Annotated in this window: 23 protein-coding genes and 1 riboswitch; of the genes, 9 read left to right on the forward strand and 14 right to left on the reverse strand. The window is 44.5% G+C overall.

Going from position 1 to position 20,953, the window contains the following annotated elements; all coding sequences use genetic code 11:
• Positions 1-14: 14 nt before the first annotated feature.
• From C9I99_RS02785 to C9I99_RS27380, 4 genes are all read right to left on the reverse strand, one after another.
• Positions 15-851, reverse strand: coding sequence for an ABC transporter permease (locus C9I99_RS02785; RefSeq protein WP_243734295.1), 837 nt, complete (start codon positions 849-851; stop codon positions 15-17).
• Complete coding sequence (locus C9I99_RS02790; protein ID WP_107347833.1) at positions 844-1,614, reverse strand: ABC transporter ATP-binding protein; 771 nt, start codon at positions 1,612-1,614, stop codon at positions 844-846. The genes C9I99_RS02785 and C9I99_RS02790 overlap by 8 nt, the downstream gene beginning before the upstream one ends.
• 20 nt (positions 1,615-1,634) lie before the next feature.
• Complete coding sequence (gene thiD, locus C9I99_RS02795) at positions 1,635-2,462, reverse strand: bifunctional hydroxymethylpyrimidine kinase/phosphomethylpyrimidine kinase (protein ID WP_107347314.1); 828 nt, start codon at positions 2,460-2,462, stop codon at positions 1,635-1,637.
• Positions 2,463-2,522: 60 nt separating this feature from the next.
• Positions 2,523-2,619: riboswitch (TPP riboswitch) on the reverse strand.
• 197 nt (positions 2,620-2,816) lie between these two features.
• Complete coding sequence (locus C9I99_RS27380; RefSeq protein WP_107347315.1) at positions 2,817-3,389, reverse strand: PhnA domain-containing protein; 573 nt, start codon at positions 3,387-3,389, stop codon at positions 2,817-2,819.
• A 254-nt stretch (positions 3,390-3,643) separates the two neighbouring features.
• Between C9I99_RS27380 and C9I99_RS02805 the strand changes: the two genes are divergently transcribed.
• On the forward strand, positions 3,644-4,141 hold the full coding sequence (locus C9I99_RS02805) for a hypothetical protein (protein ID WP_107347316.1): 498 nt from the start codon (positions 3,644-3,646) through the stop codon (positions 4,139-4,141).
• Positions 4,142-4,356: 215 nt separating this feature from the next.
• Positions 4,357-5,577 (forward strand): S1 family peptidase, encoded by a 1,221-nt coding sequence (locus C9I99_RS02810; protein WP_107347317.1) that lies wholly within the window; start codon positions 4,357-4,359, stop codon positions 5,575-5,577.
• Positions 5,578-5,670: 93 nt separating this feature from the next.
• On the opposite strand, the gene C9I99_RS02815 is transcribed toward C9I99_RS02810, so the two are convergent.
• Together C9I99_RS02815 and codB are read right to left on the reverse strand one after the other, a co-directional pair.
• Entirely contained in the window at positions 5,671-6,957 is a 1,287-nt protein-coding gene (locus C9I99_RS02815) for a cytosine deaminase (protein WP_107347318.1), read from the reverse strand.
• Positions 6,958-6,968: 11 nt separating this feature from the next.
• Positions 6,969-8,210, reverse strand: coding sequence for a cytosine permease (gene codB, locus C9I99_RS02820; RefSeq protein ID WP_107347319.1), 1,242 nt, complete (start codon positions 8,208-8,210; stop codon positions 6,969-6,971).
• 809 nt (positions 8,211-9,019) lie between these two features.
• Between codB and C9I99_RS02825 the strand changes: the two genes are divergently transcribed.
• Complete coding sequence (locus C9I99_RS02825; RefSeq protein WP_107347320.1) at positions 9,020-9,685, forward strand: response regulator transcription factor; 666 nt, start codon at positions 9,020-9,022, stop codon at positions 9,683-9,685.
• A gap of 40 nt (positions 9,686-9,725) precedes the next feature.
• Here C9I99_RS02825 and C9I99_RS02830 read toward each other — a convergent pair whose 3' ends face one another.
• The 3 genes from C9I99_RS02830 to C9I99_RS02840 all read right to left on the reverse strand — a co-directional run bounded on the left by C9I99_RS02830 (position 9,726) and on the right by C9I99_RS02840 (position 11,017).
• Positions 9,726-9,989, reverse strand: a complete 264-nt coding sequence (locus C9I99_RS02830; RefSeq protein WP_036821101.1) for an Lpp/OprI family alanine-zipper lipoprotein — start codon at positions 9,987-9,989, stop codon at positions 9,726-9,728.
• Positions 9,990-10,166: 177 nt separating this feature from the next.
• A complete protein-coding gene (locus tag C9I99_RS02835) occupies positions 10,167-10,760 on the reverse strand; it encodes an SCO family protein (RefSeq protein WP_107347321.1) in 594 nt (197 codons plus the stop codon).
• On the reverse strand, positions 10,757-11,017 hold the full coding sequence (locus C9I99_RS02840) for a hypothetical protein (protein ID WP_107347322.1): 261 nt from the start codon (positions 11,015-11,017) through the stop codon (positions 10,757-10,759). The genes C9I99_RS02835 and C9I99_RS02840 overlap by 4 nt, the downstream gene beginning before the upstream one ends.
• Positions 11,018-11,569: 552 nt before the next feature.
• Between C9I99_RS02840 and ansB the strand changes: the two genes are divergently transcribed.
• A complete protein-coding gene (gene ansB / locus C9I99_RS02845) occupies positions 11,570-12,631 on the forward strand; it encodes an L-asparaginase 2 (RefSeq protein ID WP_107347323.1) in 1,062 nt (353 codons plus the stop codon).
• Between the two features lie 187 nt (positions 12,632-12,818).
• Here ansB and C9I99_RS02850 read toward each other — a convergent pair whose 3' ends face one another.
• On the reverse strand, positions 12,819-13,730 hold the full coding sequence (locus C9I99_RS02850; RefSeq protein ID WP_107347324.1) for a polyprenyl-phosphate transporter: 912 nt from the start codon (positions 13,728-13,730) through the stop codon (positions 12,819-12,821).
• A gap of 161 nt (positions 13,731-13,891) precedes the next feature.
• On the opposite strand from C9I99_RS02850, the gene C9I99_RS02855 reads away from it, so the two are divergent.
• Positions 13,892-14,329: a GtrA family protein gene (locus tag C9I99_RS02855; protein ID WP_208113337.1), complete on the forward strand. Its 438-nt coding sequence runs from the start codon at positions 13,892-13,894 to the stop codon at positions 14,327-14,329.
• Here C9I99_RS02855 and C9I99_RS02860 read toward each other — a convergent pair.
• Together C9I99_RS02860 and C9I99_RS02865 are read right to left on the reverse strand one after the other, a co-directional pair.
• Entirely contained in the window at positions 14,316-15,584 is a 1,269-nt protein-coding gene (locus C9I99_RS02860) for a sensor histidine kinase (RefSeq protein WP_243734296.1), read from the reverse strand. The genes C9I99_RS02855 and C9I99_RS02860 overlap by 14 nt on opposite strands.
• A 2-nt stretch (positions 15,585-15,586) precedes the next feature.
• Positions 15,587-16,261 (reverse strand): response regulator transcription factor, encoded by a 675-nt coding sequence (locus tag C9I99_RS02865; RefSeq protein WP_107347325.1) that lies wholly within the window; start codon positions 16,259-16,261, stop codon positions 15,587-15,589.
• Positions 16,262-16,429: 168 nt separating this feature from the next.
• Here C9I99_RS02865 and C9I99_RS02870 point away from each other — a divergent pair, with 168 nt between their 5' ends.
• From C9I99_RS02870 to C9I99_RS02885, 4 genes are all read left to right on the forward strand, one after another.
• On the forward strand, positions 16,430-17,449 hold the full coding sequence (locus C9I99_RS02870; protein ID WP_107347326.1) for a glycosyltransferase family 2 protein: 1,020 nt from the start codon (positions 16,430-16,432) through the stop codon (positions 17,447-17,449).
• Positions 17,446-18,882: an ArnT family glycosyltransferase gene (locus C9I99_RS02875; RefSeq protein ID WP_107347327.1), complete on the forward strand. Its 1,437-nt coding sequence runs from the start codon at positions 17,446-17,448 to the stop codon at positions 18,880-18,882. Before C9I99_RS02870 ends, C9I99_RS02875 begins: the two co-directional genes overlap by 4 nt.
• A 166-nt stretch (positions 18,883-19,048) precedes the next feature.
• Entirely contained in the window at positions 19,049-19,300 is a 252-nt protein-coding gene (locus C9I99_RS02880; protein WP_107347328.1) for a hypothetical protein, read from the forward strand.
• Between the two features lie 198 nt (positions 19,301-19,498).
• The gene (locus tag C9I99_RS02885) at positions 19,499-19,897 is read left to right on the forward strand and encodes a VOC family protein (RefSeq protein WP_107347836.1); all 399 of its coding nucleotides are present in this window, start codon (positions 19,499-19,501) and stop codon (positions 19,895-19,897) included.
• 73 nt (positions 19,898-19,970) lie between these two features.
• Here C9I99_RS02885 and C9I99_RS27125 read toward each other — a convergent pair whose 3' ends face one another.
• Positions 19,971-20,141 (reverse strand): hypothetical protein, encoded by a 171-nt coding sequence (locus C9I99_RS27125; protein ID WP_166645355.1) that lies wholly within the window; start codon positions 20,139-20,141, stop codon positions 19,971-19,973.
• 282 nt (positions 20,142-20,423) lie between these two features.
• Entirely contained in the window at positions 20,424-20,735 is a 312-nt protein-coding gene (locus C9I99_RS02890) for a DUF3081 family protein (protein ID WP_107347329.1), read from the reverse strand.
• Positions 20,736-20,953: the final 218 nt, after the last annotated feature.

Consider the following 20,953-nt stretch of genomic DNA (forward strand, 5'->3'; position numbering starts at 1 on the left):
TTTTTCGGATCCCGCTATTGGCTTTGCCATGGAATGGCTTTTTTTAATAAAAGGTCGGTAATGAAGTACAGGCTGATTGAGAAAAAAGCCAAGATAAACAAAGCAGCGAACATCTCATCGACAAACATTCGAGCATTGGCTTGTAGCATCAAATATCCCAGCCCTTCACTAGAGCCCACCCATTCACCAATCACAGCCCCGATGGGGGCGACGACGACTGCAACTCGTATACCCGATGCTAAAGCGGGTAACGCAGCAGGCAGGCGAATTTGCCACAGCTGTTGCCAAGGCGTTGCCCCCATGGTGGTTGCCAAGTCTAAATAGCCTTTAGGTGTGTGACGAAGGCCGTCATAGCAACAGGTGGTGACGGGGAAAAAGATGATCAAAGCGGCCATGACAATTTTGGATGCCATACCATAACCTAGCCAAAGCATCAGAATAGGAGCGATGGCAAAAACCGGTATGGCTTGGCTGGTGATTAAAATCGGTAATAACCAGCGTCTTAAAGGCTCGAAGATAAGCATTTGAAGGGCGAAAAATAGCCCCATCGCCAAACCGAGAAGCAGGCCAAAGAGCACTTCGGTTCCAGTCACTAGTGTATGGTGCCAAAGTACATCTGCACGTTCGACAAGTTTGGTGAGGACGGCAACAGGCCCAGGCAGAATAAAGGCGGGAAGCTCAAAAATGACGACGCTGGCTTGCCATAACCCCATGATAATCGTAACGCTAACTAAAAAGCGTAATATCTGCTTCGCGACAAGAGACTGAACGCCTTTACTCGCTTGTAGATTAGCCGCATGTTGATCCAGCAAAGGGTTCTGCAATTTGGACGACATGGATTGATCAGACATAGTCACTCTCCAGTTCGTTGATGATCCCTTGCTGCAGGGATGCGATCTCACCATCAAACTGTCGAGGTGGAGTATTCGACGGTGCTGGCAATGGTTTAATTGATGCTGGAGAGCCTGTCATCATGTAAATGTAATGGCCAAGGCGAAGCGCCTCTTGGGGATCATGGGTGATTAATAAGACAGTCTTACCTGCAAGCAGGGTTGCAGATAATGACTGTAATTTATGGCGCGTAACCGCGTCTAATGCAGAGAAAGGCTCATCCATTAACACCAAGGGTTTGTCTTGCATCAAGGTACGAGCAAGCGCCACACGCTGACGCATACCACCAGACAGTTGGCTGGGCATCGCATCTGATTTATCCGCGAGGCCTACCGCTTCGAGTAGTACTGCCGCCTTTTGTTTATCGGCTTTTTTTGACGAACCAAAGCGGGTACTCAAGCAGACATTGTCGACGACATTTAGCCATGGCAACAGCAGATCTTGCTGCGCCATGTAGGCAAGGTTGCCATCAAGTGGCAATGCATTGCTGGAAGTGATACGGCCATGCCAAGTCACATTATCTTCGAGTAAACCGGCAAGATGACGAAGCAGGGTCGTTTTACCACAGCCACTTTTACCCAGCAGGCAGGTCCATTTTCCTGCTGGTAACGTAACATCGAGCTGTTTGAACAGTGGGTGCTCTGCATCATTATATTGAAGCGTTAGTTGCTCAACATTGACGGTCATCCCAACAACTTTGTCAGCGGTAAGAGTGTTATTCATTACTTGTTTAGCTTCCATGCTTATTCAGGTTTGAAATGGCCTGCAAAGAAATGGTTTACTGGTCCGTGTCCTGAGCCGATCTGTAGCTCATCTGCATGCTCGATAGCCTGGGTGATGTAGCTTTTCGCACATCGAACCGCTTGCTCTAGCGGGTACTCTTGGGCAAGGAAAGAAGCGGTGGCTGCTGATAGTGTGCATCCGGTACCGTGGGTGTTGCGAGTCGCAATACGTGGTGTGCTCATGCGAATGACGTCAGTCTCGAGAATGAGTAGATCGGTACTGAAGGCGTCTTTTTCGAGATGGCCACCTTTGAGCAGGGTTGAGCGGGCCCCGATAGCACGCAGTGCTGAAATCATGTCAGACATTTGCTGTTCAGTTTCAGGGAGGTCTGCGCCGATAAGAGCTGCAGCTTCCGGAAGGTTAGGGGTGATGACATCGGCAAGAGGCAGCAACTCTGATTTAAGCGTTGAGATGGCATCTTGCTCCAGCAAAAGATCACCACTTGTCGCTACCATTACCGGGTCGATGACCAAGTACTTTGGCTGGTATTGACGTATCTTTCTGGCCACCATATGGATGATATTGGCATCGCTCAACATACCAATTTTGACTGCCTTAACATCAAGATCAGAAAAAACAGCATCCAGTTGTTGTTCGACAAAGGCAGGATCAATACCCAGAATGCCGGTTACACCTTGGGTGTTTTGTGCTGTTAAGGCGGTGATTACCGAGCAAGCATAACCGCCAGTGGCTGAAATAGCTTTAATATCGGCCTGAATACCAGCACCACCACCACTGTCAGAACCAGCGATAGTAAGGGTAATGGGGGTTTTTGATGAAATTGGCATAGTTACCTCTATTAAAGACGTAAGGTAGCCAATGCCATCGAACCTTGAAAGGTACGAGAAGGGGCAGTGCAGCTAGTTCCCTACGCCATTATTAAATGGATCAGGTTCAACGGGTCCCACTACGTGGTCTCAGCGCTCGGCTCCCCGACTAACGGACTAAATTTTAAAAAGAGTCAATATGAATATTGACCTCTTAAAAGCAGTTTTCTGGCTTAAATGCCTGAATATAAGGCTAATCTAAACATGTTTTTTGCGATAGGGCAAATGTGTTTGGAATAAAATGAGGGGGGGAGGAGGAGAAAAATGACAGAATGAAGAGGAAGAAGGGCAGCCAAGGTATGGCTGCCAATCGAATTACATTTTTTTGCAGTATGCAGCGATGATAACCATATTAGTACCAGCCGCTTTACCTGAAACGTGCAACGGGTTGTCGGTTAGGCGGATACCACGTACCGCGGTACCTTGTTTGATCACAAGGTTTGAGCCTTTTACTGGTAGATCTTTAATGATTGTAACGTTGTCACCAGCCTGAAGAGGTGTGCCGTTCACGTCAACGGTTTTAATCGCGTCAAGCTCAGCAAGGGCAATGCCTTTCTCTGCCCATTCGATCATGTCTTCTTCCATGTACAACATATCGAGTAAATCTTGCGCCCAAGTTTCTGAGGAAAGACGCTTTAGCAAACGGTAAGCCATGACCTGAACCGCAGGCTCTTGGCTCCACATGCTGTCGTTAAGGCAACGCCAGTGGTTTTGATCCAGAGTTTCAGCATCTTCGATTTCTGTACGACAAGTACCACATACCATCACACAGCTACCAGCTGTTTGATCAGGAGACGCTGGTACTTCATAAACGCTCAGGTTGTCTTCTGAACTACATAGTTCACATTTAGCGCCAGAGCGCTCTTTAACGATCGATTCAATGCTCATAGGAATATTCCATGGAAGTGTAATGGTGGATGTAACCATACAGGTGATTGTTCTGTTTATTATGCCACTTAAATCTGAGAAGAAAAGGAATCAAGATCAAGATCACATTATTTCACTTAATTACGAGTAAAAAACAGGCATTCAGAAAGTCGAAAGTGAATTTAATGCAATAAATATATATGAGTTGTTATTGTTTTGCGACTAAGATCAAAGAGCATATACAATGGCTTATAGAAATAATGATGGAATTATCTATGAATAAAGTATTTTTTTTACTACCGATACTGGCACTTTTAGGTTGTGACGATGAAGATGTGGTCAATACTGTTTCGGGTAATGCTGAAGTCTTTGCGATCACCGGCGCTGAGATAAATATGGCGGGTGAAGATGCAAAATATATTCAGATAGATAGCATAGAAAATAACTATAACATCACCTTGCCGGATGAGTTTCCAAGCGGTTCGGAAGCAACCTTAACGAGCAAGCTTGGTACATTGGCAATTGATATCGAAGATACCGACTGCGGTATTATTGATACTACTGGTGAGGTGTGTTTGGGGGCGGGGAGCTCTACGGTGTGTGTACCGGATGATGTTAGCAAACTTGGTATAAAACTCTTTACGATCGATATGGGAGATGTTAAACGCGCCTATGATAATGGCTTCTATCCGAAGCTAGCAGCCGAGCTACTGGGTGACACATTTACTGATTTTGATATTGAGCGTGTCAGCTGTTCGAGCATAGGACTGTAGGTCGAACACGTTACTGTATTATTAGTGGAGCTATTAAAAGCGGGCCGGTCTCGTTTCTAATATTTATACATAGCTAAAACTCTTGAGTTGCTGTTGCATGATTACGGATTCGTTTCTTTACATGCATCGCAAAAGATATTTTTGATATCAACGTTGTGTAATTATTTTTGTTAGCGTAATCAGAAGCATAAAATTACATCGCAGAGTTGATTAAAATGAAAAAGCAGTGGTTTAAAGGACTAGCCTTGGTCCCTTTGTTTGTCGCAGGGGGAGGTTTTGCATCGGATATATCAAGTTATGTTGTCGGTGGTAAACCGGTTAAGCCAAGTGAGGATTATTCATGGATGGCTTCGGTGAGAAATACGACCCAGGATACGTCTCATTTTTGCGGTGGCAGCGTTGTTAACGAAAATTGGGTATTAACGGCGGCACATTGTGTCGTGCAGCCACAGGCTAGCGGAAAATACGGTGTTGTACCTCCTAATGAGTTAGCCGTAATGGTCGGCAGTCTCACCACCGAGGTCACCGAGCTAGCCCATCTTTATCCAGTAACTCATGTCGTTGTCTACCCGAAATATTCGCCAGATCCGGAGATTAAAGTCACGATCGGAAGCGATGGTTCAACCTCGATCGAAGTGCTTAGTCTCGCGCTGGATAACGATATCGCATTGCTCCGGATAAAAGGGAGTTTTCCAAGTGATGCAATTTCACCGGTAACGCTGGCAACCAGTGATATGGCCAGTGATATTCAGAATCTGCTTGATGAGCAATGGGATGATACGATAAGACCTGAAAATGTACTGGTATCAGGCTGGGGCTCGACGAATAAAGACGGAACCGGCATTGCTGATAGGTTGATGGCCGCTAAGCTTTCGTTTTTACCAACGACAGAGTGTTTTAACCGGTTAGAGTTAGGTAACGATGCTCATTATATCTTAGACAGCCCTGCCAACCAGACCAAGGTCTGTGCTTTGCCGCCTGATCTTGTATTCGACCAAGATGGTAATTCCGAAGGTTACGGGCCGGACTCATGTAAAGGGGATAGCGGAGGCCCGTTATTGGCAAAAGATCCCGATGATCGTTGGGTGCAGATTGGTGTGGTGAGCGGAGGCCCTCTGGGCAGTCCACTATGCGGGGCGTACCTTAGGCCGGGTTTCTATGCGCGGGTCGGCACATATTATGACTGGATAGAGCAAACTGTTGGTACCATACCTGATGCGCCGATATCAAATCCCGACTTTATTGGCGACGCCGACTCCGACGGTTCAGGTAGCGGCTCTGGCAAAGAGGACGAGGTTAATAAAGACTGCAATCCGAATGTTGAAGGGATCAGTCCCAATAACTGTGCCCTTAAGAAAAGCGGTGGCGGTAGTACTACGCTCGTCTGGCTTGGTGTGTTACTTGGCTTGGCCTTGTTGAGAAGGTCGAGAATTTAGAAAGGCTCTATGAAGGTAGGGCAGTAAGAAAGACTGTTTTTAGATAAAACAAACTGCCACCCCAGCTTGAGCAAAGCGGGGTGGCTGCTTTCGTCAACGGCGGAAAGTGACCGGCTCCTGGCCGTTACCTAGTTCTATGTGGGTAACAGCCGGTTGCGTTTCTGCAATCACTTTACCTGCTCTGACTGAGTAACGAACAGGTACCTGGCGGCGCACTGCATCAAAGCCGTTTTCAGCAGGAAGGATAAGCAAGTTACCCGGTTTGCCTAGTTCGATACCGTAGCGGTTTTGGATATTAAGCGTTGTGGCAGAGTTGGTGCTAATCAAGTCCAGAGATTGGTTGATTTGGTCGTAACCCATCACTTGGCAAACATGTAGCCCCATATGCAGGACCTGCATCATGTTGGCAGTACCGAGTGGATACCATGGGTCAAAAACATCATCATGGCCAAAGCAGACGTTGATATCTGATGCCAGCATTTCTTTTACTCGGGTCACACCGCGACGTTTTGGGTAGTCATCAAAGCGGCCCTGCAGGTGAATGTTGACCAGTGGATTAGCAACAAAGCTGATACCAGACATTTTCAGAAGTCGGAACAATCGAGACGCGTAGGCACCGTTGTATGAGTGCATGGCTGTGGTGTGGCTAGCCGTTACCTTCTCACCCATTTCGAATTTATGCGCCAGTGCGGCCAGGGTTTCCACAAAGCGTGATTGCTCATCATCGATTTCATCACAATGAACGTCAATAAGGCAATCGTACTTACGCGCCAATTCGAACACATAGTGCAGAGACTCTACGCCATATTCGCGGGTAAACTCGAAATGCGGGATTGCGCCGATGACGTCCGCTCCCAGTTTGACCGCTTCTTCCAGCAGTTCCTTACCGTTAGGGTAGGACAAAATACCTTCTTGCGGAAAAGCCACAATCTGAATATCAACCCACTCTTTCATTTCTTCACGCACTTCAAGCATGGCCTTGAGTGCGATAAGTGTTGGGTCGGATACATCAACATGAGTACGTACATGCTGTACACCATTAGCGATTTGCCATTTTAGTGTCTGTTTGGCGCGTGTTTTCACATCCTCAATAGAAAGCATGGACTTACGTTCCGCCCAGCGCTCGATACCCTCGAACAAGGTACCTGATATGTTCCAGCTAGGCTCACCCGCAGTTTGGGTTGTATCTAAATGGATATGAGGCTCACAGAACGGTGCTACAGCCATGCCGCCTTCACCGTCAAGGACATGGCCAGTAAAGTCAATCTGCTCATTCATTGGTATGATTGAGTGAAATATACCGTCGTTAATCAGAATCTGATGCAGGCCATCCTTGCCTTTGAGAGTGATGTTTTTTATTAGCATATTTGAGGTTTGCATCTTAATTGTCCTTACACGTTGCTTACACAAGCATTGGCTTCGCGATTTAGCACCGGATTGAGAATAAGGTAACTGATAGCGCCACCTAGTACCGCATTGATTGGAACTACGCCAGGCAAGAGATGGCCGGCTGCGACACCAACAGCAACACCGATAATTGCGGCCCAGTTTACTGTTTTGAATTCGGCATTTGCGAAATCCTTGTAACGATGACGGTTTTTCAAGAAATCTGCAATGATAATCCCGCCAATAGGAGGGATAGCCGCCGACAAGAAGGTTAACCAACCAACAAAGTTATTGTATAGCCAAAGTGCGCACAGAGTACCAATTAGACCGTTAGCCATTGAAAGGTACTTACTCGGTAAGCCCGTTACGTTTGAGAAACCAAGGCCAGAAGCATAAAGCGCATTATCGTTGGTCGTCCAGATGTTTAAGCCAAGAACAATAACCGCAGGAATGAGTAATCCTTGTGCGATCATCACTTCAGAGATATCGGACTGGCCGGTTGCTGCAGCACCAGCAGCTCCGAAGATGAACATCAGAGAATTACCGATAAAAAAGGCTGTCATGGTCACCATGACGGCGCCCATGGGTCTTTTACCAAAGCGAACAAAATCGGCAGTCAGCGTACCTGCTGAAACGAAGGAGCCAACAACCAATGCCAGTGCTGTCGAAAATTCGATAGGGTTTTCAGGTGTAATGGCTTTAAGGCCGTCGATGCCTCCGGTACTGCCGACTGCTTCGAAGACAGAGTAACCACCAAGAAGAGCAATAGCGGGTACCGCAATAGCAGAGAGTATCATTAGCGCCGCGATACCAAAGTAAACGGTCGCTGTCATCAACAGGCCAGAGATCAGAATAAGAATATTGGTGTCTATGCCTGTCGCTTTATGAACTGGAATCGCGAACATGGCAACACCAACGCCGAACCAACCGACCTGTGTACCGCCAAGAAGTAAAGAAGGAAGCCAGGAGCCTTTAGAGCCAAAAGAGAATCGAGCAAGAAGGTGGGTAGATAGACCAGATGAAGCGCCGATGTAGCCGAGAAATGAAGTGTAAATACCGAGGATTAAGTTACCAATAAGAACAGCGAGGAAGAAGTCATCATAGGAGAGTCCGGTTCCCAATGTGCCTCCTGTCCACATACTGGCTGAAAAGAAGGTCAGACCTAACATCACCATTGTAAGTGAAGCCACTCCTTTGCGTGCCTCCTGCGGCACAGCCCCTAGACTGTAATTGTTATCTCCAGCCATTGATACACCTCAAACGTCATTAAAATAATAGTTCTGTTTTACAGTTAAACGGCGCGTATTTTAGTGGATAAAATACTGCTGTCAATTGTATTTTTTCGCTCCTTTGTTTTTTTAAGTTTGGTGCTGTTATTTTTAATTAATAATCAGTGACTTACCATTTGTTGCTTTCATTCGTATTAAGCTTGGCAAACGTTTTTATGGGGGTGTGGTTATGTATAAGGTGGAGGAAATAAAGGTTATATTCTAATTGTCTAGGTTGTGTGTGTTTTTGGAGTGTGTGAAAGATTGTAGAGAGTATGAAAACGATTTCTTTTGATGTTTGGTAACTATGTTCGGCTTCTATATTAGTTATTTATACTTTGCTGCTGAGTTTGATGTGATAAATAAGCATTTGATGCTTTTTGTTTTGTTAGAGTGCCATTTTTAGTGCTAATTGTGGGTTTTTTTTTGGGGGGGGGAAGGGCCGTTATATTTCCGGTTTGATGTGAGAGTGGATAATGGCTTGGACGCTGTGGATAACTTTATTATCCACAAAACTTGTGAGTAACTCTGTGGGAAATGGTTGAGAGCTAATACTCATGCTGGCTACGGTAAAGTCAATACCTCGATTCATGAAAAAAACACAAAAAAGTCATGAAAAATAGAGCTTTTTGATATGGCTCAATTTCGCTATTGCGCTATAGAAAATAGGGCTGCTAGGTGATTTGGACCTATTTAACGAATGCTGGCTTAATTATGCTCTTGATTGGGAGGAGAAGAGGAATGATAATGCTATTAAATGATAATGATTATAATTAGTGTAATGTATTGTGTCTAAGATCCTTGTTGTAGATGATGATATTGTTCTTTGTGAGTTACTCCAGGAAGTACTTGAGGAAGAAGGGTATGATGTTCATTGTGAGTATTGTGGAAATACAGGCCTTGCCTACCTTCAGGAACAGCCAGTAGATCTGGTGCTTTTAGATGTCATGTTACCGAATATAGATGGCATGCAGATGGCGCGTAGAATATGCCAACGTTTTGCGACGCCAATAATTATGCTAACGGCTCTGGGGGATGAGTCTTCATTGCTTGATGGCCTACAAGCAGGGGCCGATCATTATATGGCGAAACCATTTAAAGCCCCCGAGTTGCTCGCTCGAATTAAATCAACAATGCGACGGGTCGGCCTAGAAAAGCAGCGGGGAGTTCATTGCACTACTGATATTAGTATTATGGAACACCTACGGCGAATACCTTTCACTGGGACCGAAAGTGAGTTGTTGGAGTACCTTGTCAAACATAATGGAATAGTTGTATCAAAAGCGGAACTGCAAAAATCGGTACTAAGGAAAGAATTGAGCCCTTTTGATCGGAATCTTGACATGCATATAAGTAACATTCGTCGCAAAATAGTTCAATCAGGGTTACCAAAACAACATATAAAAACGGTAAGAGGGAAAGGGTATAGCTTTTTGGAAGTGGTTAGGGCCTAAAGAAAATAAAGAGTGGCGCGAGAAGCACCACTCTTTAGATCTATTTACTATAGGAACTAGCAATATTGTCAATACGCTGGTTAGCTCGCATTGCTTCCTGGTATGCCGCGTCAGATGCCGCACGAGCATCGTTAACTGCACCAGCCATTTGATCTTGCTGGCTTTGTAATGCGCCTACCTGATCAGAGAGCATATCAACTTTATTGGTTAGTTGCTGCATTTGGTCAACTTCATCTGAGCTAGAGCAACCGATAAGTGTTGCGCTCAGAATAATACCGGTAAGGATAGATAATGAACGGTTCATTTTTCTTTCTTCTCCTTTGTTTGCCACTACAGACTGTTTGTTAAAAGTTCCAGTCGGCAAATTCATTATGGCAGATGTTGCGCAAATTGCTGCTTAAAGTGAAGAAAGAGTGATATTTTTTTCTCTCAAAGATGAGAAAACCCGCCTGGACGGGTTTATTTGCGCGGAATACACTATTTATACAGGTACCTTATCTTTTGCAAGAATTCGGTTGATAGCGTCGATTAAAATATTCGGGTTCAGGGTATGTTGTACTTTTTCAACTAAGGTGCCATCAGCATGAAGGAAATAAAAGTAAGAGCTGTGATCTACCGCATATTCTAATGCCGAACCTTCTAGTTCAGTTCGCATGTATAACACGCCATATTTTTCAGCTAATGCTTTCGTCTGATCAGCATTTCCTGTCATTCCTATAATTTTTTTATGGAAGTACTGAGCATATTGCGCACTCTTTTCTGGCGTGTCCCGCTCTGGATCTAACGTGATAAAAATAGGCCAAAGCTTGCTTGTTTTTTGATCATCTATCTGTTTCAAGGCCGCAGACAATACCGCCAGCGACGTTGGACATACGTCTGGGCAGTGGGTGTAACCGAAGTAGATAACACGGATTCGCTGATCATTAAGGTCATACAAATCTATCTGTTCTTTGCCACTTCTCAGAAGATTGATAGGTTCACTGCTTTGTCCAGCAGGAGAGTGGCGATCAACAATCACGCTAGTAATAAGCCCTGCAGTCAAGGCTAATGCGAGTATCATCCATTGATATTTCACTTTATCATCCTTATAGAAACATAGATTGGTTGTTGTGAGCTGAAAGGAGTGGCCGTGATTTTACCTTGCCATATCATTTCATCAGATACACAGAACGGCAATAATAACTCTTCAGAAAAGTGGTCACTACCAGCTTGGCGTTTTAAATTCAGCCGATATACTCCCATTAGCATATCCTTTCCTTCTAAGGTTAGTTCAATAGTATCGGCTTCTCGCGGTAAAGATGGCCACTCAACGTGTATTTTGGTGGCTTCCATTGGTCTGATCGTCGCTCTATCCAGTACGACTCTTCGCCCTTCTGTTTCACAAGAGGTATTGCTCAATGAGCAATGCTCGGGTGGGAAGGTGTTATCTAAGTAAGTAGATAGCTCAACCCCTGTGTTTTTGAGTTCAGGGTAGATGAAGCGGAAAAAAAGGTAACTCGCCCAAAAAACGAGCAGAGCAAGGAACACATATCTGTAACGTTTTCTGCGTATCACAGTCGATCTCATCTGTATAATTTGCAAGGATTTGTGAATGTTATCACTGAGTAGGTTAATAAAATTAGACGGATGTTGAAATTGTGAGGGGAGTAATACTGATGAAAGGCTGTCTAGGTGGATGGTTGTTAATGATGTGATTGGCTATTAGCAACTGTATGTAAGGTTTAGAAAATCAGTTAACTTATTGAGCGCAGTCGCAAAATGTGTAGTTGAGATCACTTTTTTGATGTTATAAAAGGTGATGTATACCACAAAAGTAATATCAATTTAGAATAGTATCTTATTCATTGACTTAATAATGAAATAAAAATCCATAAGGTGTTAGCAATGAAGAAGAATGCTGTTTCTGTATGTATGTTTTTAGCAGGTATGTCTCTAAGCTCAATGAGTTTTGCTGGTGATTTACCCAATATTCAGATCTTAGCAACAGGTGGCACAATTGCCGGTGCGGGTCAGTCTAGTACTGAATCAAATTATACGTCCGGTAAAGTTGGCGTTGAAGCATTGATCGAAGCTGTACCAGAGATGACAAAGCTAGCTGATATTTCCGGTGAGCAAGTTGTAAGTATTGGCTCGCAAGATATGAATGATGAAGTGTGGCTGACATTGTCTAAGCGCGTCAATGAACTGCTAGCAAAAGACGATGTTGATGGGATCGTCATTACCCATGGTACTGATACTATGGAAGAAACAGCCTATTTTCTCGATCTGACTGTAAAGAGTGACAAGCCTGTCGTACTTGTCGGTGCAATGCGACCTTCAACGGCAATGAGCGCAGATGGTCCAGTGAACCTGTACAACGCCGTTGTTACAGCGACAGATCCTGAATCGACTGGCCGTGGTGTGTTAGTTTCCATGAATGATACGGTATTTGATGCACGCGACGTCACTAAAACCAATACAACAGCCGTTAATACCTTCCAATCGCCAAATACAGGTGCATTGGGTTACATCCACAATGGTGATGTAAAGTATCAGCGTAGTCCTGAGCGCATGCATACAACAGAAACTGTTTTTGATATTTCCAAGGTTGAGAGCTTACCGAAGGTGGGTATTGTATATAACTATGCCAATGCAACAGCGTTACCGGTAAAAGCCATGATGGAAGCGAATTATGATGGCATCGTCAGCGCTGGGGTGGGTAACGGTAACATGTACCATACCATTTTTGATGAACTAGCAAAGGCAAGTAAAGATGGAACCATGGTTGTGCGTAGTTCGCGTACGCCTTCAGGTTCGACAACCTTGGATGCAGAAGTGGATGATGATAAATATGGATTCGTAGCGGCTGGTTCTCTAAACCCTCAGAAGGCCCGTATTCTTCTGATGCTTTCTCTGACACAAACCCAGGATTATCAAGACGTTCAGAAGATGTTCCAGCACTACTAATTACTGTCTTGTGAACCAATGAAAATACGGTAGTAAACTCGTTGTAGTAAGTATCGTCATTGTCAAAAGCCGCCCATTCGTAGGCGGCTTTTTTGTAAGTGCTACAACTGCTTATAAAAAAAGCACCTTTAGTCAAATAAGCTAAAGATGCTTTCCATATTGCGGTTATTGTTTCGTTAGAAAATGATTATTTATCAGCGACTTTTTCAAGGCCCCACACAATGCCGATTCCCAGTAACATGGCAGCAACGGCATAGCCAAGTAGAGCGGGTTGCCCTGTGACATGTTCAAAACTGAAAGGCGATAAGTTCTGCTCAATCAGTGGAACTTGCTCGCCGCTGGAGTTGGTTCTCCAAGTCAATGTTTCTTTCCAAGGCCAAATCTTACTTAGGGTGCCAAGCATTAACCCTGTTAGGAATGTGAGTGCGATATCGCGGTAGTTTCGCAATACCCACGACAAGATGTGCGAAAAGGTAAGAAGACCAATGACACAGCCACAAGCAAACAAGCCCAAAGTGACAATATCCAGAGATTTAGCTGCAGCAAGAATCGGTGTGTACATACCCAGTAGCAACAAAATGAAGCTGCCGGATATGCCTGGCAAGATCATTGCACAGATAGCAATAGAACCGGCAAGTAGGATGTTAATGTAAGTTGGCTCAAGCGTAAGCGGATGAAGAACAGTAATGCCGTAGGCGAAAAGCGCGCCGGCAATAACAGCGATGATCCGTGATGCCCCCCAGTGAGTGATCTGTTTGAACATATGGATCACTGAGATAATAATTAAGCCAAAGAAAAATGACCACAGTGGGATAGGGTGTGTATGAAGCATCCAGGTAATGACTCTAGCAAGAGTAAAAATGCTAGTCAGGATCCCCGAGAGCAGCAGGATCAGGAAAGTACCGTTAATGTGATCGAAGGCTGCCTTGAAGCCTTCGCTACGCCAAAGGCCAATCAAGCTTGGGTTAACGCGTCGAATACTTTCAAGAAGCGTGTCATAAATGCCTGTAATAAATGCGATTGTTCCGCCAGAGACTCCTGGTACGACATCAGCCGCTCCCATAGCCATCCCTTTTAGGAAGGTAAACACTTTGCTCATAGTTTTCCGTTAGTTACCGATGAGAATTAAACTGGCGCTATTATACCTACAATGAGTGAAAAAAAAGTGTTTTCCTATTGCTGCCAATTGAAATTAGACTTTTTTTTGACCTTACCATTGCTAACCTGAGTTCGTAGTCGGTGGCTTTGGAGTTAAAATAAGTGAGTTCATTGAAAAATATACACTTTTTAAGGTTTGCTCTCGTTGGGGGCTGTGGGTTTCTGATCGATGTTGCTGCTACGTATTTGCTCTCTCACTTTGTTATTGTTGAGGTGGCAAGAGGGAGTGCGTTTTGGGTCGCGGCAAGTTCTAACTGGTGGTTAAATCGGCAGTTTACTTTTGAACGTGTACGGCAAGAGCGCCCTGTTAAGCAGTGGATGAAGTTTTTGAGCGCATCAAGCATAGGTTTTTTACCAAACTGGAGCTGCTACTGGTTTTTGCTCAATAGCGGTGTTGAACAGGCCATCTCGTCATTGATACCGGTTGATACTGCAATATGGTGGCCATATATCGCAATGATCCCTGGGATTTTGTTAGGGATGGTGGTTAACTTTACGCTATCTAAGCGTTGGGTTTTCCGTGTTTCTACAGCGAGATAGTTGCGGTGCAGCCTTGATGCTGATTGGTTTGGTGGCTGAGTTGCCATTGATATTTACGACAGATATCAGCGGCAATCAATAGTCCTAAACCATACCCTTGTTTAGTGTTGGCACTGTTCTCCAGCCCCATCCCCGTATCTTCTACAGAGAGCGAGGTTGGCGTCATGCGAATGATGACATGGCCTTGTTCGGTATAAGCAAATGCATTTTTGATTAGGTTGCCCATTAGAATTTTGAATGCATTCTCCGGCATCTTAATATCTATTGGCCCTGATGATTCAACATGCCACCTGACAGACTTACCAGACAGTAACGAAGAGTGAGCCTCGGCAATATCCTGAATATCTTTTGGGGTAACTTGCCTGGTCGACACCTTATCAAGATCTTCCTCTTGGGTCAGCGACAGTAAGGTCGTGACGAAGTCATTCATTTCTGTACTTGCTTGTTGTAAGCGCAATTGTTGCTTGGCTATGAACATTGGATCATTTGAGTGGCCAAGTAGGGATATTGCACCTTTCATGACCATAAGAGGAGTTCGTAGTTCATGGCTGGCGTAGCGATTAAATGACCGTTCGCGATCGAGCAGTGCCTGTATTTGGGTGACATAAAGGTTGAAGCTATCCACCAGTTGAAGGACTTCACGTGATGTGATCCCTGCTGGGGGAGTAATCGGAGACAGATCATTGGCATTGCGCGAATCAATATCGTTGGCCAGCTGAGTCAATGGATTGGTCAAGCGATCGGACGCTTTGAATACGACAGCAAAACTAATAACAAGTAGCAGGATAGAAATCCCGAGTTGCTTTAACTGGTTCAGGAAGATCTGCTCTTCGCTGACCTCATAAATATCGTCGTAAAAAAGTAAGTAAAGTTCTTTGTTTTGACCGCCAATACTCAGCGTGGTCACCAGCGCAAAATACTCTGTTTCGTCTGAATCCGTCGCTTTCAGCTCAAATGTTTTCTCTCTGGGTGAACTGTCGGTGATAGTAATTTGCGAAGGGAGCAATTGCGTATCCAGATATGCATGGGTGAATGGTGGAATAGCGAAATGATCGATGTCAGATTGATCTTGCAGCACTTCTTCTGCGACTGCTTTAGCATGCAGTAGCCTATTGGTCGCATTGATATACTCGAAGTCTTCCAGCGTTGCATCAAGCAGTGAAAAGTGCAGGGTAATGATAGCGAAGGCGATAACCGAGAAGTAGGTAACGGTGAGCTGCTTGGCGCTTTTCACTTTGGTCAGATGCCGTTTCACTGTTAATCCTCATCAACCAATTGATAGCCCACTTTGGGGACATTTTTGATATACGCGCGTTTAAAGGGTTTATCAATTTGATGGCGCAGTTGATAAATATGGCTTCTGAGCACATTTCCTTCTGGTTCATTGTCACCCCAAAGGGCAGAGATTAATTCCTGCTTGCTAACGACTTTTGGGGCTTTGATCATCAATAGCTTGAGGATAGTAAACAACGTTGGGTTGAGGGCAAAGCTGCAGTTGCCGCGTTCAACAGTATGGGTGCTTAGATTAAGTGTCATTTCGCCGAAGCTTAGTTGATTCAAGGCCGTCTCGCCCAAACGACGACGGGTGAGGGCTTTAATTCTGGCTTCCAATATATCCAGATCGAATGGCTTGACCAAGTAGTCATCGGCACCGTGCGAGAAACCTTCTAACGTATCTTCACGGGTATCCCTTGCTGTCAGCATCAGGATTGGGGTATCAATGCCACGCTCTCTTAGCTGTTGGCATACTTCAAAACCGTCCATTTTAGGCAGCATGACATCGAGAATGATCAGATCATAATGTTCAGTACTTCCAAGCTCAAAACCATGTTGCCCATTGTTGGCATAGTCAAGTGTGTAGCCTTTGATTTCGAAGAAATCAAAAATGACGCCAGCAATTTCTTGGTGATCTTCAACCAGTAGTAACTTCATGCAGGTACCCGAATACAAATGGAAAATTATGTAAAGGTACTGAGAGCACCTTTTTTGACACTTTACCATGACACGGATGGTGTGAAAAAAGTGTCAATGACCTTTTTCTGACATGGCTTTCAATAACCTATGACGCATTACTCTTGTTATGCCATGTTGAGGTTAGCTATGTCCTCCATTACTGTTTTGTCCCAACACAGAGAGCGCCAGCCATATTTCCGGCATCATCCCCCTTTTCTGTCAGTCATTATTCCGATGTATAACGAAGAAGAGGTACTCGAGACTTGTCACCAACGAGTGTGTAACGTGCTTGATGGCTTGGGTAAGCACTGTGAAATCATTTACGTTGATGACGGTAGTTCTGATACAAGCTGGCAAATTGCAAGCCAGTTTAACAGTCAATATCACAGCATTAAATCGATCCGTTTAAGCCGTAATTTTGGCAAAGAAGCAGCGATGAGTGCAGGGCTAAGTGCTGTAAAGGGGGAGGCGGCAATATTGATAGATGCGGATCTACAAGATCCCCCTGAACTGATCCCTGATATGGTTGCGCAATGGCAGGCTGGTTTTGATGTCGTTGACATGCAACGTAGCCGCCGACTGGGTGAAGGGTGGCTAAAGCGTTTCACCGCAGCTGCCTTTTATCAAGTCATCAACCGACTCAGTGATATTCCTATTCCCGAAAATGTCGGCGACTTTAGACTGATTAGCCGCCGTGTCATTGATGAAATTAACAAGCTACCAGAGCGAACTCGGTTTATGAAAGGTTTGTTTGCGTGGCCTGGTTTTAAACGGGTGACACTGCAATTTGACCGGGACCCGCGTCTTGCTGGTGAGACGAAATGGAATTATCGAAAACTTATTCATTTGGCTTTTGAAGGTATTACTTCATTCAGTACCCGCCCTTTGCGTATTGCCACCGTTGCTGGGTTGTTGACATCATTCTCGGCTTTGCTTTTAGCGGTGGTCGTATTGGCTAAAACGTTGATTTGGGGTGACCCGGTGGCAGGGTACCCCTCTATGATGATTGTCGTTTTGCTTGTTGGTGGTGTGCAGCTACTTTCTATTGGTTTGATGGGGGAGTATGTGGGCCGTCTCTTTATAGAAGCGAAGCAGAGGCCTTTGTTTATGGTGATGGACGAAAATCAAACATCGCCAACATTCGCAGCCGGAGAAGTGCAGGCATGAGCAAACGTCAATTATCCAAATTAACGTTAACCCAGTTCGCCATGTTACTGACTGTTGGTACTGTATTGGTCCGGTTAGCGACTCTGGGCTTTTATCCGCTGATGGATACCACTGAAGCACGTTACGGTGAAATGGCTCGAATCATGTTTGAGACCGGTAATTGGGTCACACCCATGTTTGATTATAACGTCCCGTTTTGGGGCAAACCGCCACTTTTTACTTGGTTAAGTGCTGGTGGGTTTGAGTTGATGGGGGTGAATGAATTTGCTGCCCGAGTACCTCACCTCGTTGTTGGAGTGCTCGTTCTTGCTCTCACATGGTTGCTGGCTGCCAAAATACGTCAAAAGCATGAGGCATGGCTAGCGACCGCCATTCTCTCAACTACAACAGCGTTTATTGTGATATCTGGAGCGGTAATGACAGACACGGCCCTGACATTAGCCGTCACCTTGAGCATGGTCAGCTTTTGGTTAAGCTGGGAAAAAGGCAGCAAGCTGTGGGGATATTTGTTCTTTGTCGGTTTGGCGATTGGCATGTTGGCAAAGGGGCCATTAACGATGGTGCTGGTTGGTATCAGTCTGGTGATGTGGCTTGCTCAGGAGCAAAGGTGGCGCCGTATTCCAAGTTGTTTGCCATGGAAAGGGGGGAGCATTGTTTTTCTGATCATCTCATTGCCATGGTATCTATTGGCGGAATGGAAAAGCCCAGGATTTTTGAACTATTTCATTATCGGCGAGCACATTAAGCGCTTTGTTGTGAGTGGTTGGCAAGGTGATTTATACGGTTCAGCACATGATGAGGTTAGAGGCACTATCTGGTTGTTCTGGTTTTTAGCCGCATTGCCGTGGGCTCCAATCTTAATGTATCAGGTCTCACGCTTTTTCCGAACTGGAGAGGAAGGTGTACAAAGTACCAATGGCTATATGGACTACCTATGGTGTTGGATGCTATCACCAATGCTGTTGTTCACCATGGCGGGAAATATCTTACCCAGTTATGTGATGCCAGGTTTGCCTGCGTTAGGTTTGTTGGTTGCGGGATATCATAGTCAGCAAAAACTCTCTGATAACGTGTTTAAGGTTGGCTTAGTAACGCCAGTTTTGCTGATTATCACGGCGTTTTTACTCGGTTATAACTTAACGGGAAAAGAGTCAGAAAAAGTACTGCTATCACAGTGGGCCGAGCAAGCAGAGAAGGATAATAGTGAACTAATTTATATCAAAAAAAGGCCATTCTCCGCGCAATTTTATTCAGAGGGAAAAGCGAAGCTTTATCAAGACCCATTAACGGGCCTATTTAGTGAGCCAACGGAAGATACTTTTTTTGTTTTAGAAAAAGGACAGCTACCATCAGATTTCTTATGGGATAAATCGCGCTGTGAACTGCGAGCTGAGTCCAATAAGCGGCAGCTAGTGCATTGTAAGGCCAGTTAAAAATCACCCTGCGCGGGTACGTTAAGGGTGAATGATAGATATTTAACTAGAGTAAAGATTGTGATGCCGAAAGGTGGTTGTTTTTTAAACTGTGACATGTGAAGAAAATCCCTTAAATAATTTATGGAATTATGGCTTCAGTGAAATACAAAGATGGAGTCTGATTATGTACCGTGATTTATTGCAAATCCCTGCAGAGCATCAGTTTGTCCGTACAGACATGAAGTGGGATATAGGGAAAAAGCAGGATATTGATACATTCTGGTATGACGAGAAAAGCCCCGGAGGTAAAGTTGTCGCAAAATATATTGTGAAAGTGATTAAGTATATCTACCCCCCCAAGAAGTCGGACATCAGTTTTCAAAAGTACTCAGCAGATGCTTTATCGTTATTAGCTGCTGGAGACTTAGGAGACTGAGGAGCTTTGAAAGTCGTATCATCTGCCACTTATTTGATGTAGGCGCACGGTTGTGATGAGGTGTTTGATCACGTTTGGTGCTTAGTAAAATGTGATTAATATCATGGATTGTGTGCCGTCATTATAAACGTAGTTGAATAAGATGTGTCTCAGGAATACACTAGCCTCGAAGCAAGTTAAATGGAGTTAAATTTCAAGATGATACCGCAAGATTCGACATTGAGAGTGGTCAGACCAACAGACAATGTTCCCCAAATTGCAGCCATGTACCGTCAGGCGCTGGGTTTCGATTTACTGAAGCAATTTGACGACTACCAAGGTTTTGATGGTGTCGTTCTGGGACATAAGCAGCACCCATATCATATCGAGTTTGTTCACAAAATTGGTTCTGAAGTGGGTCAGGCTCCTAGCCATGAACACTTATTAGTCTTTTATGTTGATTGCAGCCAGGCTTGGGAACGCGCATGTCGTAATATGATTGATGCTGGTTTTTCGGTTGTGGAGTCGAGTAATCCATATTGGGAGCAGGTCGGGAAAACGTTTGAAGATCTCGATGGCTATCGTGTTGTGCTGCAGAATCGAGATTGGGAAAGATAATTTCTAATGCTAGCCAGCATGTATAAAGCTCAAGTTGGAAAACTTGAGCTTTTTTAATGCTTTTTTTTTGGAACTAATGCTCTTGGCTAGCTAATGATTCATAGGCCGATTTAAACATTAATGTAAATCCTGCCTGCGTAAGATCCTTTGCTGAGATATCAGCCTTGTTTAGCCGACGGTAGCATTCATCCAATGCGAGAAGAACGGTATCTACTTGATTGCTTTCTAGCTGTTGTAATTGCATGACATTATTCCTATCAAGATAGCGTGCCAATGAGATGCTGTCGAACCTTCGGAATTCCTCTTGAGTATATCGCTGTGAAGGTGAATGAATTCTGAATGGCTTGTTCGTTTTCTGATCAGTGGCAATAGAGTAATATATTCATAATAGTTAGCATGAGTTAGCTATCTGTCATGAGATTGTCAGGGGGATGTCAAAATCAAATCGATAGAGTAAAGCGAGAAGCAGCGCAACTTCAGGGGGAAAGGAAATTGCGCCTTATAAAGTGGATTTATTCGGGGGGGGTTAATAGTTCTTGTCAATCTCTTCCAGTTTATGAATAAACTCCTGTATTTGCACTTCGTTATTGTTGTGGAACTCGGTGGTGGTTTGGTTGATCACCGATTCTGGATCTTCGTTCATGGTATGGAAGTGGTAGGTATTGTGGAAGTTAATATCCAAGGTGACTTTATCATCAGCCAAACTGACGCTATAGCCGTCAGGAGACTCAGTACATTTTATATCATCTAGCTGACTGCCAAACTCTATAGTCTGGCCTTGGCTTTTAATTTTCTCATAGACGCTGAGCAGGGTACGTACATCGACTCTGTTTTTCATCTTGACCTCCATCATGGACTAAAGGTGCAGGTTTTGTATCAAACAAGATAAGTATACAAAACGAAGTTTTCCTACCTTAAATTTAGGCGTTTGTAGTCAGTCTGCAATATAAGTCATAAAAGGGTTAATCTAGATCAAAAATTGACATCGATAGGCTTCACATTATTGAATTTTAAAGAAAATGAAAATGTTGCAAATTCATGATGACGGAATGGAAT

The sequence above is a fragment of the Photobacterium lutimaris genome (assembly GCF_003025555.1).
GTDB classification, from domain to species: domain Bacteria; phylum Pseudomonadota; class Gammaproteobacteria; order Enterobacterales; family Vibrionaceae; genus Photobacterium; species Photobacterium lutimaris.

Coding starts and splice junctions, on each gene's coding strand:
- C9I99_RS27380 (WP_107347315.1), bottom strand. CDS start 3,389: ATGAGCATTGAATCGATCGTTAAAGAGCGCTCTGGCGCTAAATGTGAA.
- C9I99_RS02805 (WP_107347316.1), top strand. CDS start 3,644: ATGAATAAAGTATTTTTTTTACTACCGATACTGGCACTTTTAGGTTGT.
- thiD (WP_107347314.1), bottom strand. CDS start 2,462: ATGCCAATTTCATCAAAAACCCCCATTACCCTTACTATCGCTGGTTCT.
- C9I99_RS02885 (WP_107347836.1), top strand. CDS start 19,499: ATGATACCGCAAGATTCGACATTGAGAGTGGTCAGACCAACAGACAAT.
- C9I99_RS02880 (WP_107347328.1), top strand. CDS start 19,049: ATGTACCGTGATTTATTGCAAATCCCTGCAGAGCATCAGTTTGTCCGT.
- C9I99_RS27125 (WP_166645355.1), bottom strand. CDS start 20,141: ATGCAATTACAACAGCTAGAAAGCAATCAAGTAGATACCGTTCTTCTC.
- C9I99_RS02810 (WP_107347317.1), top strand. CDS start 4,357: ATGAAAAAGCAGTGGTTTAAAGGACTAGCCTTGGTCCCTTTGTTTGTC.
- C9I99_RS02790 (WP_107347833.1), bottom strand. CDS start 1,614: ATGAATAACACTCTTACCGCTGACAAAGTTGTTGGGATGACCGTCAAT.
- C9I99_RS02870 (WP_107347326.1), top strand. CDS start 16,430: ATGTCCTCCATTACTGTTTTGTCCCAACACAGAGAGCGCCAGCCATAT.
- C9I99_RS02890 (WP_107347329.1), bottom strand. CDS start 20,735: ATGAAAAACAGAGTCGATGTACGTACCCTGCTCAGCGTCTATGAGAAA.
- C9I99_RS02830 (WP_036821101.1), bottom strand. CDS start 9,989: ATGAACCGTTCATTATCTATCCTTACCGGTATTATTCTGAGCGCAACA.
- C9I99_RS02875 (WP_107347327.1), top strand. CDS start 17,446: ATGAGCAAACGTCAATTATCCAAATTAACGTTAACCCAGTTCGCCATG.
- C9I99_RS02785 (WP_243734295.1), bottom strand. CDS start 851: ATGTCTGATCAATCCATGTCGTCCAAATTGCAGAACCCTTTGCTGGAT.
- codB (WP_107347319.1), bottom strand. CDS start 8,210: ATGGCTGGAGATAACAATTACAGTCTAGGGGCTGTGCCGCAGGAGGCA.
- C9I99_RS02850 (WP_107347324.1), bottom strand. CDS start 13,730: ATGAGCAAAGTGTTTACCTTCCTAAAAGGGATGGCTATGGGAGCGGCT.
- C9I99_RS02815 (WP_107347318.1), bottom strand. CDS start 6,957: ATGCAAACCTCAAATATGCTAATAAAAAACATCACTCTCAAAGGCAAG.
- C9I99_RS02865 (WP_107347325.1), bottom strand. CDS start 16,261: ATGAAGTTACTACTGGTTGAAGATCACCAAGAAATTGCTGGCGTCATT.
- ansB (WP_107347323.1), top strand. CDS start 11,570: ATGAAGAAGAATGCTGTTTCTGTATGTATGTTTTTAGCAGGTATGTCT.
- C9I99_RS02840 (WP_107347322.1), bottom strand. CDS start 11,017: ATGGAAGCCACCAAAATACACGTTGAGTGGCCATCTTTACCGCGAGAA.